Source organism: Mesorhizobium sp. M1182, from assembly GCF_040318335.1.
GTDB lineage: Bacteria > Pseudomonadota > Alphaproteobacteria > Rhizobiales > Rhizobiaceae > Mesorhizobium.
In genome coordinates, this window is record NZ_JAMYMD010000006.1 from 137,685 (window position 1) to 151,516 (window position 13,832).

A 13,832-nucleotide genomic window follows, 5' to 3' on the forward strand; every position below is an offset into this window, starting at 1 on the left:
CGGTCCAGCAAGGAGCCAGGTCCATGAAAGTTCTGTTTGCGGGCGGCAACGGCTACACGCCGCAGTTCAGCGGTGGCGTTCAGTCGAGCACGCATCATCTGGTCGAGCAGCTGCGCGAGCACGGTCATGACGCCTCGGTTCTGGCGGCGCTGTTCGGTGACGGCATGTTCGGCTTCAAGGCGCGCGCCAAGATGAAGCTGCTTCGCCAGCGAGCGGTCATCGACAGCTATCCCGGCTATCCGGTCGTGCGGGCATGGTTTCCCTGGGAGGCGGCGCGCTTCGCGGTCGAACGGCTCGATCCCGATGTCGCCGTCGTGCAGTGCCACAAATCGGTGCCGATCGGAAAGGCGCTGCAGGCGCTCGGAATACCGCTGGTGGTCTATCTGCGGAACGTCGAATTCCACGAATTGGCCGGCGACCTGCGCGAATTGCATTCGGCGCTTTATATCGCCAATTCCGAATTCACTGCGCGCACCTATAAGGAAAGGTTCGGCATCGACTCGACCGTGATCCCGCCGACCATCAATCCCGGGCTCTACAGCACGCCGACCACCGGTGAATTCGTCACGCTGATCAATCCTTACAACGAAAAAGGGTTCGAACTCGCCGTGCGCATCGCCGGCCAATGCCCCGAAATTCCGTTCCTGTTCGTCGAAAGCTGGAAGCTCGACGACGACCATCGGGCGCAGATCGAACAGATCATCGCCCCGCTGCGCAACGTCAGGCTGGAAAGCCGCACCAGCGACATGAAGACCGTCTATGGCCGCACCAAGATCCTGCTGGCGCCCAGCAAATGGGAAGAGGCCTGGGGGCGGGTGGCATCCGAGGCCCATTGCAGCGGCATTCCAGTCGTCGGGTCCCGTCGCGGCGGCCTGCCGGAGGCGATTGGCGCCGGCGGCGTGGTGCTCGACTATGACGCACCGCTCGACGACTGGGTCGCCGCGGTCAGGCGACTATGGAGCGACAAGGCCGAGTACGATCGGCTGTCGGCGGCGGCGCAGCTGTTTTCGGAGCGGCCGCAAATGAACCCCGACGGCCAGTTCGCGACTTTTCTCGGCGTTCTCGACCGCGCCAGGCAAGGCGCGCTGGAGCGTGCCGCCTGATGCAATTCGTCCAAAACCATCCACGTCGTTCAAAAGCCTGCCTTTGCGCCTGACCCAGGGGTGGGAGCTGCTTTGGGACAACGACACGCACAACACCGGACGCTTGAGGCGCCTCGCACGGCGGCGACGGGCGTCATCCCTCATCCGCGCGAGCAGATCGCCGACCGGCCTCGAAAGATCGTCCATTCGATGAAGATTTGCTTCGTAGTTGATAAGTTCCCCTCTTTGTCGGAGACCTTCGTCCTCGACCAGATAGAAGGGTGCCTCGAGCGCGGCATGCAAGTCGGCGTCGTCTGCAACGAGACGTCCTTCGGCAAGGACAGCAACATCGACGATCGCCGCTGGCAGGCTCTCCCTGGCAAGGTCGTCTGCTGGTGGGGCGGGCTGGGGCGCTTTCGGCCGACGCTCAGGAGATGGTCGGGCAGGTTCTGGGATAAGCTCTCGACCGCTGTCGACATCGCTTTTGCGCGCAAGTTGCAGAACGCCGATGTGATCGTCGCGCATTTCGGCAATAACGGCATGCGCGTCGCCCGCGCCATGAAACGAGGCCGGATTTCCGCTCCGCTGGTGACCATATTCCACGGCCGCGATGTCGGCGAACCGCTGCATGACAACACGCTCACGCGCTACAAGGTTGTCTTCGACAAGGGCGTTCTCCAGCTCCCGGTGAACGCGTTTTTCCGCGACGCCCTGATCGGCGTCGGCGCACCCCCGGCGCAAGTCATGGTTCACCATATGGGCGTGCGGCCCGGTGAGATCGGCTACCATTGGCGTTCCTGGGACCGGGACACGCTGTCCTTCATCTCGGTCTGCCGGCTGACCGAAAAGAAGGGCATCGAATTCGCCCTTCGGGCGCTCGCCAGCCTGCCGCGGCGCGACTGGGTCTATTCGGTGATTGGCGGCGGCGAATTGCTGGAAGAGTTGAAGAAGCTCGCCGCAAATCTCGGCATTGCCGACCGGGTGACTTTCCTCGGGCCGCGTCCGCATGCCGAGGTCAAGCAGCGCCTGCGCAATGCCCACGTATTCCTGCTGCCTAGCGTAGCCGCGCGAGACGGCGATCTCGAGGGTATTCCGGTGGCGCTGATGGAAGCTATGGCCGCCGGGCTGATCGTCGTCAGCACCTATCACTCGGGCATCCCCGAACTGATCGAGGATCAGGAGACAGGCTTCCTCGCACCGGAGCGAGACGTTGCGGCGTTGGCCCGCAAGCTTGTCTGGGTGGCAGAGAACCCGGACAAATGCGAGCGCATCGCATATGCGGCGCGCCGCAAGATCGAGCAGGATTTCAACGCGGACGTACTCAACGAACGTTTTGCGCAGATCGTTGCTCAACTGGCCGAAGCCAGGCAGCCGGCATGAACGCCAACCCGCCCCCCCAGTTCGGTCGCGTCGCCCTGCGCGGCGGCATGGTGACGATCGGCGCGCAAGGCTTCAAGATGGCGATCCAGTTTCTCTCGGTCATCGTGCTTGCCCGTCTGCTCGTGCCCGAGGATTTCGGCCTGGTGGCTTCCGTCGGGCCGATCGTGGCCTTTGTCGGGCTGCTTCAAAATCTTGGCCTGCAACAGGCTGTGGTCCAGCGCAAGGATATCAGCACCGAGCAGCTCAACCAGGTATTCTGGATCAGTGCGCTGGTGGGGATGGGCAGTGCCGTGGTGGTTGCATGCCTGGCACCCGCCATCGCTGCCTTCTATGGCGATCAACGCATGGTCGGGATCACCATCGGCTCTGCCTTGCCGCTGCTGCTTGGCAGCCTCGCCGCGGTGCCGCTGGCGCTGATGAACCGTCACTTGCGCTTTGGCCAACTCGCGCTGAACGATGTGATTACCGCCGCTGCCGGACTTGCGACTACCGCAATCGCCGCCTATGCGGGGCTGGGCTACTGGTCGCTGGTCATTGGCCCGGCGGTTTCGGCTGTTGTCGCGCTGGTCGCGGCATGGCAGGTGGCGCGCTGGACGCCGTCGCGGCCGGACCTGAAGGTCGATACCGACATATTGTCCTTCGGCGCCAATCTGACCGGCTTCAATCTGGCCAACTTCTTCTCGCGCAATCTCGACAACATCCTGATCGGAAAATATTCGGGCGCGATCGAGCTCGGCTATTATGACCGCGCCTACAAGCTCCTGCTGTTTCCGCTGCAGAACATCAACCAGCCGCTGACACGCGTGATGGTGCCGCTGCTGAGCCGCATCCATGAGGACAAGGCGCGGTTTCGCGACATCTACGTGCGAACCAATTGGATGCTGGCGGCCATCACTATGCCCGGCATCGCGGCGCTGACGCTGACGTCGGACCAGGTCGTCGGGCTCCTCTTCGGCGAGCGCTGGACGGCGGTGGCGCCGATCTTCGCCTGGCTGGGCATCGCCAGCCTGATCCAGTCCGTCTCGAGCACCACCGGATGGATCTTCATCTGCCAGGGCAAGACCAAGACCATGTTCCACTGGGGCATCTACTCGTCGCTGACGACGGTCGCCGCCTTCATCATCGGCCTGCACTGGGGCGCCGTCGGTGTCGCGGCGGCCTACGCGATCAGCGGTTATGTGCTGCGCGTCCCGGTACTTGCCGTTCTTGTCCACCGGGTCGGCCCGGTGACCGCAGCCGACTTCCTGGTCATGCAGGGACTATTCATCGCGTCGTCGCTGCTTGCCTGGTCCGTGTACCGCGAGTTGCCGGCATCGCTGACCAGCCAGTCAGACCTGCTCGCGGTGGTCCTGGCGGGTGCCCTCAATTATTCGATCGGCCTGGTCCTCATGCTCGCCCTTCGCCAGTCGCGCAGCGCCCTGTTCACCACGCTTTCCAGCGCCATGCGCAACGCCCGCTAGGCCGGCAATCACCGGCCTCAAAAGCTCACCTGCCGACATCGCCGACGCATGCTCCTCAAGCACTGCCTGAAGGCTCGTCCTGCGATAGAGGTCGAGATTGGCGGTAAGTCTGCCGAGCTTCGCGCTCGCTTCCTCGGGCGTCACCGTGTCGATGTCGAGCAGCAGGTCGGCGACGCCGATCCGCTTGGCAAGTTCCTTGGTCTTGAATTCATAGGCAATCGGCAGCACCGGCGTGCCGACGCAGAGCGACATGATCATCATGTGCATGCGCGTTGCGACGACGAAGTCGAAGCCTTTCACCAGTGCCATCAGTTGCTCCGGCGTGTGGAACGAAGCGTCCACGCTGACATGCTTGGCGATCTCCGGATCGAGTTCGGCAACGATAGCCCGCGCCGTCTTGGAATCATCATGGGCGTATTCCGGCACGCCCTGGCAGGTGGAGACGAAGGTGACCTCCTTGGCGTGGTCCCTGACCAGGATGGTCGCGATCGCGCGGATCGAGTCGATGTAGCGGCGCATGCCACCCTCGCCGTCGCTGACATAGTTCCAGTGACGGACGGAAATGGCGACGCGGCCGGTGACGGTCGCCGACTGGCAGGAGGCCAGAATTTTTCCGATCCTGTCAGTATCGGCCAGGGCAAAGACGGCGTCGGCCACGACGTGGCATTTGCCGGGGTCTTTCACTATGTCCACAATGTGGCCTCGCGAACGTTCGTCGCGCAGCAGGATGAGCGGGCTCCGGTCGAAGATCGGGCTCAACTCCTGGCGATTGTAAATTTTGTTGAACGGGCCGAGCGATTGCGTGAAGAAGACGGGGTCCTTGCCCAGAATCGCGTCGATCCGGAATTGATTAAGTCGCCGTTCCAGATTGTAAGTCTCGACAAGATAGGTTCCGCCTGTCGTGACCACGAGGTCGGCGTCTTTGTAGATATCGAGACCACGGCGATTGCTTGAACTGAACAAACGCCCGAGAACGCCGCGGAAGCCGAACCGCCGCAGGGCATTGAGGACGAGCCGATTGTAGATCGGCTTGAACAGGTTCTTCAGCCCGCTGCCGTATTTGTAGCGGAACAGCGATTCCGACAGCAGCTTGTGGAATTCGAGATCAGGATACTCTTTCTTCGTGTAGAGCCTCGCCGCCACCTCCGGCTGGCTGTCGAAGACGTAGAACTGGATATCGTCTAGCACGATCGTCTTGAAAACATGGCGGATCGCCAGGAGAATCGCTGCATCCCCGGTATTCAGGCAGACGGTGTTTTCAACCGCGATCTTCATGGAATGACCTCATTTCGTGAGTAGTCCCGTGCTTCCATCGACGGGTGCGAAGGGGCGGATTGCAGGCGGGTTGGCCGAAAATGCTGCACGCCAAGGATGGTCCTCGCGTCGTGATTATTGGCGCGCAGCCCGATGGCAGGCCAACGCGCGGTCCATGTGGCCCAAGCAGAGCGAGATTAACCCATCGATTTTGCAGTGCAACAAAAAACGGGGATCTTTGCTACGCTGCAACCAAAAATGTTGCGATGCAGCAAGAGCTGTACTAGCATTGTCGCGGGCGGGCCAACAGCGGTCGAGTTTTCATGCTGCATGTCTTGTACTTGGTACACGACGTCTCCGACCCGGCAGTGCGCCGGCGGATCATAATGCTCAAGGCAGGCGGCGCCCAGGTTACGCTGGCGGGCTTTCGTCGTACGGCAAGCGCAGTTGCTGATGTCGAGGGCTTGCAGCCGATCGATCTCGGCCCGACTCGTGATGGCCGATTCGCCCAACGTCTGGCCGCGATCATGAAGGCAGTTGTCTCGACCGGCTCGAAGCTGGGCTCAATGCCACGGCCCGACCTCATTGTCGCGCGCAATCTGGAAATGCTGGCGCTTGCCCGCCGCGCCAGATCGGCTTTCCAGGCAACGGTGCCGATCGTCTACGAGTGCCTGGATATCCATCGCCTGCTGCTTCGCGACGATCCACTGGGATGGGCGATGCGCGGCGCAGAACGCTTCCTGGCTAGGGATGTGAAGCTTCTGGTGACCAGCTCTCCGGCCTTCATCGCCAACTATTTCAAGCCGTTCGGGCAGATTGCCGCCCCAGTCGAACTGCTCGAAAACAAGTATTTCGAGCCAGCCGCGGCCTCGCTGGATGACCGCGCGGCGCCGGAGAACCCCGTAGCGCCGCCTTGGCGGATCGGCTGGTTCGGGGCGCTCCGCTGCCGCCGTTCCCTGGAGCTTCTGGCCGAATTTTCGCGCCGCCTCGACGGCCGCTTTGAAATCGTCCTCAGGGGCCGCCCGGCGCTGTCCGAATTTCCCGATTTCCACGGTTTCGTCGAATCGGAACCCTGGCTCTCGTTTGGCGGGCCCTACCGCAATCCCGAGGATATGGCGGCGATCTACCGCGAGGTCCACTTTTCCTGGGCCATCGACTTTTTTGAGCAGGGCCTGAACTCCGAATGGCTGCTGCCCAACCGGCTCTATGAGGGCTGCCGCTTCGGAGCCGTGCCGATTTCGATGGGAGCCACCGAAACCGGCCGGTTCCTCGACCGGCAAGGCATAGGGGTTCTTTTGCCAGAAGCCACGCCCGAGGCGCTCGAAGTCGCCGTCGGCACGATGGAGCAGCATCGGTTCGGGACATTGAGGGCGCGTGTTCTCGCCCGCAATCCGCGCACCTGGAGCTACGACCGCGCCGATTGTCGGGCGCTCGTCGAAAAGCTCCGCGGGCTGACTGCGGCTCCCGGTCCATATGCTGCCGAAGCATTGGCATAGAAGGACTGCCGATGACGCAAACCGAAATTCCATCCTGCACGATCGTGGTTCCGTGCCTGAACGAAGCGGCCCATATCGGCGCGTTGCTTCGAGAGCTCCGCCCTGCGGCCGAGAGGCTGGGCGCCGTGATCATCGTTGCCGATGGCGGCAGCACGGACGGCACCAGGACGATCGTCGCGGACATCGCCGCAAAAGATCAGCGGGTGATCCTACTGCACAATGAAAAGCGCTTGCAGAGCGCGGCAATCAATCTCGCCGTCGCCAGGTTCGGGGAAGGCGTCGACTATCTCATTCGCATCGACGCGCATGGCGGCTATCCTGCGGATTATTGCGACCGGCTGGTCGAAGAAGCGCAGGCCACCGGTGCGGATTCGGTCGTCGTCTCGATGCTGACCAGTGGCAGCGGCATGGTTCAGAAAGCAGCGGCAGCGGCGCAGAACTCCAGGCTCGGCACCGGCGGCTCCAAGCACCGGCATCTTTCGGCGGGAGAATGGGTCGATCATGGCCACCACGCACTGATACGGATATCGGCCTTCACCGCGGTCGGCGGCTATGACGAAACGTTCAGCCACAATGAGGATGCCGAACTCGACTATCGGCTCCGCCAGGCCGGTTACCGCATCTGGATGACCGGCAAGACGCAAATGGTCTACTACCCGCGTTCCTCGCTGAAGGGCCTCTATTTTCAGTATCTCGGCTATGGCCGTGGCCGGGCGAAGAACGTTCTCAAGCACCGCATGATCCCGAAGATCCGGCAGATGATGCCGCTTCTAGTGTTCCCCGTGGTTCTTCTCGCCGCCTTTTCCTTCGTCCACTGGCTGGCGGCCGTGCCGCTTTTGCTATGGGCGTCGGTCTGCCTCGGCTACGGCTTTTGGACCGCTCTCAGCCAGCGCAAAGCCGACATTGCCCTTGCCGGCGTCTCGGCAATGGTCATGCATTTCGGCTGGTCGGTCGGTTTCTGGCTGCAACTGCTCGCACCGCGACCGCAGCGCAGGGTAGCGTGATGGACCCGGTCAGGAAAAATCGAAGCATCGATATCTGCGTCTGCACATTTCGCCGGCCGGAGCTTGCCGACACGCTTCGCTCCATAGCGGCCATGGATATGCCCGCGGGATTCGACGTCGGTGTTATCATCGCGGACAACGACGATACGCCGACGGCCGAACAGATGGTGACGACGCTGGCTGCGGAGTTGAAGCTGCCGGTGACCTACCGGCACGCCCCGGCCCGAAACATCTCGATCGCGCGCAACGCTTGCCTCGATACCAGTGCGGCGGATTTCGTCGCCTTTATCGACGATGACGAGACGGCCACCGCTGGCTGGCTTGCCGAACTGGTGGCGACGGCGGAAGCAACAGGTGCTGCGACGGTGCTTGGGCCGGTGCAAGCCCGTTACCTGCCGGATGCGCCCGCCTGGATGCGCAAAGGCGATTTCCACTCGACCTTGCCGGTCTGGGTGAGCGGCGAAATCCGCACCGGCTACACCTGCAACGTCCTGCTCAGGATTGGCGCTGAGAGCCTGCGCGGCCGGCGCTTCAGCCTGGCACGTGGCCAGACCGGCGGCGAAGATACGGAATTCTTCGACCAGATGGTCAAGGCCGGCGGCCGCATCGCCTTTTCGCCGGAGGCTTGGGTCGACGAAGCGGTGCCACCTGCCAGGGCGGCATTCGACTGGCTCGGCCGCCGCCGGTTCCGCGTTGGGCAGACGCATGGTCATCTTCTGGGGCGCAACGCACACGGCCTTGCCCGGCTCAAGCAGGTCGGCATTGCCGCGGCAAAGGCCGCCTACAGTTTCCTGTCGGCAATTCCGGTCGCCATCGACCCCGTACGTCGGAACCGCAGCGTGCTTCGCGGCATTATGCATGTCGGCGTCGTCAGCGGCCTCGTCGGGGTTCGTGAAATCCGCCAATACGGCCTGTCTTCGCCGCAGCAAGGGGGCAAGCGTGCAGCCTGATGTGAGCTTCGTGATTGCCGCCTACAATGCCGAGGCGACCATCGATCGGGCGATTGCCAGCGCCGTCGCCCAGCGCAATATCAGCGTCGAGGTCATCGTCGTCGACGACAAGTCGCGCGACCGGACGCTCGACCTGGCGAGATCCTACCCCGAAGACATCGTACGCGTTGTCGCGCTTGAGCAAAACCGTGGCCCCGGCGGCGCCAGGAATGCCGGCCTTGAGCTTGCCCGCGGCAGGTGGGTCGCGGTCCTAGATTCGGACGACGCGGTCTATCCCGGGCGAATCTGCACCATGATCGAGCGCGCGGAGAAAGCGGGCGCCGAGATCGCGGTCGATAATCTGCAGGTCGTTCGCGAGGATGGCGTTGCCGAAGAGACGATGTTCCCGGCCGACTATCTGGAAGGCCTCGGTTCAATCTCGCTGGCGGATTTCATCGGCGGTAACGTCCTCTTCGAATCGAGGTTCAATCTCGGCTACCTCAAGCCGATCTTCCAGCGCCGGTTCCTGAACGAGAACGGGCTTCGTTACGATGAAAGCCTGATCATTGGCGAAGACTATATCCTCCTGGCCAGTGCTCTGGCTAAAGGCGGCAAATGCGTCGTCGAGCCGACGACGGGCTATATCTACCACATTCGCACCGGTTCCATCTCCCGGGTGCTCGAACTTCATCACGTCGAGGCGATGCGCAGGGCCGATGCCACCTTCGCCGCGACCCATTCCATGGATGCTGCGGCCGAGGCGGCGTTCGCCAGGCGCGCTCGCAGCCTGCGCCGGGCGGCATCATTCCTGTCGCTGGTCCAGCACATCAAGGCGCGGTCCCCGCTCAAGGCGATATGGACGGCGCTCAGCGATCCGGCGGCGGTTCGGCATATGAGCATGCCGATCGCCGTCCGGCTGCGAAGGGTAGCGGCACAGTTTGCCGTGGTGGCGGGGAGGTGAAGGGCTGCAGGTGAATGAAGACAGTTTCGCCGCCTGCGACAGGGTTGAAATCGATCTCCTCAGAAGGAACATGCAATGAAAAAAGTCAGGAAGGCAGTCATACCGGTGGCGGGGCTCGGAACGCGGTTCCTGCCGGCGACCAAGTCCATGCCGAAGGAAATGCTGCCGGTGGTCGACAGGCCTGTCGTGCAATATGCGGTTGACGAGGCGTTCGAGGCCGGCATCGAGCACATCGTCTTCGTCACCGGCCGCAACAAGGCGGTGATCGAGGACTATTTCGACCTGCATCCTGAACTGATCGGAACCCTGGAGCAGAGCGGCAAGAAGGCGCAACTCGAATCGCTTGAAAGCCTGCTTCCCGTCGCCGGCGCGACGAGCTTCATCCGCCAGCAGTCGCCGCAAGGCCTCGGCCATGCCGTCTGGTGCGCGCGCGAAGTCATCGGTGACGAGCCCTTCGCGTTGCTGTTGCCGGACATGGTATCCTTTGGCGGGCGCGGCTGTCTCGCCGAAGTCGCCGATCTTTATGCGCAGACTGGCGCAAACGTTATTGCCGTCGAGCGTTGCGACCCGACCGAGACCAGCAAATACGGCATTGTCGGGCGCGGCGCGGATGTCGGCACGGGCTTCGAGGTGACGGCCATGGTCGAAAAGCCGGCTCCTGCCAATGCGCCGTCGAACTTCTACATCAACGGCCGCTACATCCTGCAGCCCGAGATATTCTCGTTGCTTGCCAGCCAGCAACGCGGCGCCGGAAACGAGATCCAGCTGACCGACGCAATGGTGCGTCTCGCACAGACCCAGGCCTTCTTCGCCCAGCCTTTCGACGGCCGCATGTTCGACTGCGGTTCGAAGGAGGGTTTCATCCAGGCCAATATCGCTTTCGCGCTGGCGCGGGAGGACATGAAGGGCCCGATCTTCGAGATGCTGCAGGAATTCGTCCGGTCGCATCAGCGTCGGGAAGAAGCCGCATAATGTCCATTTTTTCGAGGCATTGTGGGTGCGGCTGATGACGCAGGACAGGCCGTTGCGCCGCGCGTAACGCGCACTGTGTCCGGCGCAAGGTTTGCACCCTATGTCCCGACCTTCGAGGCGGTAGCGCCTGCAAACTAGAATTGGACCGAAGATGAACTATGCCAATTTTCCTGTCGACAAGAGGACGCCATTGCCGGCTTCTAATGCGGCAAACGCCGAAGACTTCATCGACATCGAGCGCCTGCTTGGCATGGCCGCGCGGCAGGCGAAAGTGGTTGCCGCCTGCGCCGTCATCGGTCTCTTTCTCGGCGTGCTCTATTTGCAGACGACGCCTCCTACCTATGTGGCGACGAGCAGCGTGCTGATCGACGAAGGATTGAACAAGGTCGTCGACGACATTTCGGCGGCGTCGGTCAGCATGCAGACCGACTCCGCCGTTCTGAGCCAGATCGAAATACTACAGTCGGCCAGGCTGGCTGGGGTGGTCGTCGACAAGCTGAAGCTCGATCAGAACGACGCTTTCATGAACCCTCCGACGTCGGCCCTGTCGAAGGTTGCTGGCTTTGTGCGCGGTATCGTCCAGTCTGTCCGCCCCAAGCGCGCCGCTAGCACAACCGATGTCACTCAGCTTGATGCTGCGACGCGTGACGCGATCACCGCATCCTCATCGCCCCGTGACTACGCAATCTTCAAACTGCAGACCCAACTCGATGCCGAGCGGATCGGCCGGAGCTTTGTCATCAGCATCTCCTTCCAGGCGACGGATCCGGCGCTTGCGACCGCCATCACCAAGGCCTATGCCGATGCCTATCTAGCCGATCAACTCGATGCCAGCTTCGACGCGACCGAGCGGGCGGCGGTCTGGCTGCAAGGCAGGCTGACCGAGCTTCGTGAGAGCTCCCAGGCGGCTGCACTGGCGGTCGAAAAGTTCAGGGCCGAACACGGATTGGCCGTCAATGACGGCCAGCTGATCAGCGACAAGCAATTGTCCGATCTCAACACCCAGCTGATCGTCGCGCAGGCCGATACAGCACGTGCCGGCGCCCGCTATCAGCAGTACAAGTCGATCGTCGAAAGCGGCTCGGACAACGCGTTCAAGGATGCTGCGATATCGAACGACCAGCCGAGCAGCTCGGTCATCACGACGCTGAAGAACCGCTATCTCACCGTATCCAAGCGACAGCAGGATGTCGAAGCCAATTTCGGCCCGCAACATCCGCAGGCCGTCGCGCTCGCCAAGGAGAAGGCCGACATATCGGCGCAGATTTTCGGCGAGCTGAAGCAACTGACCGAAAGCTACCGCAACGAATACGAGGTCGCTCTGGCGCGCGAAACCGCGCTCCGCGCAAATGTCGCCTTGGCGGCTGGCAAGAGCTCCATCGACAACCAGTCGCAGGTCAAGCTGCGTGAGCTGGACCAAAAGGCGACGGCGCTGTCGACGCTCTACCAGACGTTCCTGAACCGCTATGAGGAGGCCGCCCAGCAGCAATCCTTCCCGGTCGGCAAGATCCGGGTCATCTCGGACGCGACGATGCCGCAGTCGGCCGCAACCCCCCGCACAGCCATCGTGCTGGGGCTTTCGCTGGCGCTTGGCATGATGCTGGGGGCAGGGGTTGGTGGCCTGAATGAATTCAGGGAACGCTTCTTCAGGACCGGCGAGGATGTGCGCGACCGGGTCGGCCTCAAATTCCTCGGCTACCTGCCGGTCATCGGCAAGGCTGGCAAGGATGACCAGCGCAATGGCGGTCAGCCTGACGTCAAAGTCGTTGAATCCAAGACCGCCAAGTCCTCCAAGTCCCAGCCCTCCAAAACATTGTCGGCAGCCGAAAAACGTGCGCGGATGCGGGTAACCGTCGATGCCCCGGCATCGATGTTCTCCGAGACGCTGCGCAACGCCAAGATCGCCTTCGATGTCGTCATGGAAGGCCAGGGCAGCCGGGTCATCGGCGTGGTCTCGGTGCTTCCCGGCGAGGGCAAGTCGACGGTGGCGGCCAATCTTGCCGGGCTGCTTGCCGTCAACGGATCGAAAACGCTGCTGATCGACGGCGACCTGCGCAATCCCGGCCTCAGCCGCAGCCTCGGTATGGAGGCCGAGCAGGGCCTGATGGAAGCTGTGGTGAGCGGGCAGACATGGCAGTCGGTCGGCAAGATCGACCGGCAGACCAAGCTGGCTATCATCCCGGCCGTCCTGCGTGGCCAGTTTTCGCATACCAGCGAGCTTCTGTCTTCAGCCGGCATGCGGCGTTTCATCGATAACGCCAAGGAAACCTTCGAATACATCATCGTCGATCTGCCGCCGCTCGGGCCGGTCGTCGACGCCAAGGCCTTCGCTCCGCTTGTCGACGGCTTCGTGCTGGTCACCGAATGGGGACGCACGCCGCGTGCGATGGTGCAATCCATGCTCAGCTCGGAGCCCTACATCGCCAAGAAGATCATTGGCGCGGTGCTGAACAAGGTCGAACTGAAGAAGCTGGCCAAATATGGCGCGATCGGCGGCTCGGAAAAATTCTTCGACAAATATTCGAGCTACTATCTGGAAAAATCGGAAGCGCGCACCAAGGCAGCCGCCTGAGCGACGACATCGCGCTCAGGAAAATATCAACCTGGCGCGGTTGTCGACGATCCTGAGGGCGGTCAGCTGGCCGGTTTGGAAGGCGCCGGTGTCTATGCCAAGCCGGCGTCCCTCGAGCTTCGGAGTGTCGACCGGCGTATGTCCGTGCACGACATAGCGGTCGAGAAGATGCGCAGCGTCGAAGAAGTCCGAACGGATATTCAGCAGGTCGTCCTCGTCCTGCGCGGCGAGGTCGATGCCGGGCCTGATGCCGGCATGGACGAACACGAATTTCGCCGAACAGACCATGACCGGCAGCGCGCGCATGAAGCTAATGTGGTCGGCTGGAATGACTTCCCGAATGCGCTTGTCGACCTCCTCGCTTGACCCATAGAGATCGGCCATGCGCGACGGGTCGACGCCGTAGGAAAACAGCGTTTGCAGGCCGCCTATCGCCAGCCACGACTCTCTCGAAATGATCCCGTCGACGTAGTTCAGCATCACGACTTCGTGGTTGCCGGCAAGGCAGATGCGCTGGAAATCACGGAGCGGTGGCGCCAGCAGATGATCGAGCACACGCGCCGACTGGGGTCCACGATCGACGTAGTCGCCAAGCATGATTATGAGCTTGCGCCCTTCGAAGGGCGCCGAATCGAGCACGATCTTCTGCTCCAGGGCGCGGAGTTCCTTGTAGCAGCCATGCACGTCGCCGATCGCATAGACGACTGCGCCCCGCATATCGA

General features: G+C 62.3%; 10 protein-coding genes and 1 pseudogene. 9 read left to right on the plus strand and 2 right to left on the minus strand.

What is annotated here, in order from left to right; genetic code table 11:
- The first annotated feature begins 23 nt into the window (after positions 1 to 23).
- The 3 genes from NKH33_RS10375 to NKH33_RS10385 all read left to right on the plus strand — a co-directional run bounded on the left by NKH33_RS10375 (position 24) and on the right by NKH33_RS10385 (position 3,922).
- A complete protein-coding gene (locus tag NKH33_RS10375; RefSeq protein WP_352872239.1) occupies positions 24 to 1,103 on the plus strand; it encodes a glycosyltransferase in 1,080 nt (359 codons plus the stop codon).
- A 72-nt stretch (positions 1,104 to 1,175) separates the two neighbouring features.
- Positions 1,176 to 2,462, plus strand: a complete 1,287-nt coding sequence (locus tag NKH33_RS10380) for a glycosyltransferase (protein ID WP_352469925.1) — start codon at positions 1,176 to 1,178, stop codon at positions 2,460 to 2,462.
- Positions 2,459 to 3,922 carry a lipopolysaccharide biosynthesis protein gene (locus tag NKH33_RS10385; protein ID WP_352813834.1) on the plus strand — a complete coding sequence of 488 codons (1,464 nt, stop codon included), beginning with the start codon at positions 2,459 to 2,461 and terminating at the stop codon, positions 3,920 to 3,922. The genes NKH33_RS10380 and NKH33_RS10385 overlap by 4 nt, the downstream gene beginning before the upstream one ends.
- Before the next feature lie 222 nt (positions 3,923 to 4,144).
- On the opposite strand, the pseudogene NKH33_RS10390 reads toward NKH33_RS10385, so the two are convergent.
- Positions 4,145 to 5,197 (minus strand): annotated as a pseudogene (locus tag NKH33_RS10390) (polysaccharide pyruvyl transferase family protein); the annotation flags it as partial.
- A 302-nt stretch (positions 5,198 to 5,499) separates the two neighbouring features.
- Here NKH33_RS10390 and NKH33_RS10395 point away from each other — a divergent pair.
- From NKH33_RS10395 to NKH33_RS10420, 6 genes are all read left to right on the plus strand, one after another.
- Positions 5,500 to 6,672, plus strand: a complete 1,173-nt coding sequence (locus NKH33_RS10395; protein WP_352540408.1) for a glycosyltransferase family protein — start codon at positions 5,500 to 5,502, stop codon at positions 6,670 to 6,672.
- Positions 6,673 to 6,683: 11 nt separating this feature from the next.
- Positions 6,684 to 7,676 (plus strand): glycosyltransferase family 2 protein, encoded by a 993-nt coding sequence (locus tag NKH33_RS10400; protein WP_352540409.1) that lies wholly within the window; start codon positions 6,684 to 6,686, stop codon positions 7,674 to 7,676.
- On the plus strand, positions 7,676 to 8,626 hold the full coding sequence (locus NKH33_RS10405) for a glycosyltransferase family 2 protein (RefSeq protein WP_352540410.1): 951 nt from the start codon (positions 7,676 to 7,678) through the stop codon (positions 8,624 to 8,626). The genes NKH33_RS10400 and NKH33_RS10405 overlap by 1 nt, the downstream gene beginning before the upstream one ends.
- The gene (locus NKH33_RS10410) at positions 8,616 to 9,566 is read left to right on the plus strand and encodes a glycosyltransferase family 2 protein (RefSeq protein WP_352681431.1); all 951 of its coding nucleotides are present in this window, start codon (positions 8,616 to 8,618) and stop codon (positions 9,564 to 9,566) included. Before NKH33_RS10405 ends, NKH33_RS10410 begins: the two co-directional genes overlap by 11 nt.
- A 75-nt stretch (positions 9,567 to 9,641) precedes the next feature.
- Entirely contained in the window at positions 9,642 to 10,538 is an 897-nt protein-coding gene (locus NKH33_RS10415; RefSeq protein ID WP_352681429.1) for a UTP--glucose-1-phosphate uridylyltransferase, read from the plus strand.
- Positions 10,539 to 10,689: 151 nt separating this feature from the next.
- The gene (locus NKH33_RS10420; RefSeq protein ID WP_352469932.1) at positions 10,690 to 13,110 is read left to right on the plus strand and encodes a polysaccharide biosynthesis tyrosine autokinase; all 2,421 of its coding nucleotides are present in this window, start codon (positions 10,690 to 10,692) and stop codon (positions 13,108 to 13,110) included.
- A 15-nt stretch (positions 13,111 to 13,125) separates the two neighbouring features.
- Here NKH33_RS10420 and NKH33_RS10425 read toward each other — a convergent pair whose 3' ends face one another.
- Positions 13,126 to 13,827 carry a metallophosphoesterase family protein gene (locus tag NKH33_RS10425; protein WP_352469933.1) on the minus strand — a complete coding sequence of 234 codons (702 nt, stop codon included), beginning with the start codon at positions 13,825 to 13,827 and terminating at the stop codon, positions 13,126 to 13,128.
- Positions 13,828 to 13,832 lie beyond the last annotated feature (5 nt).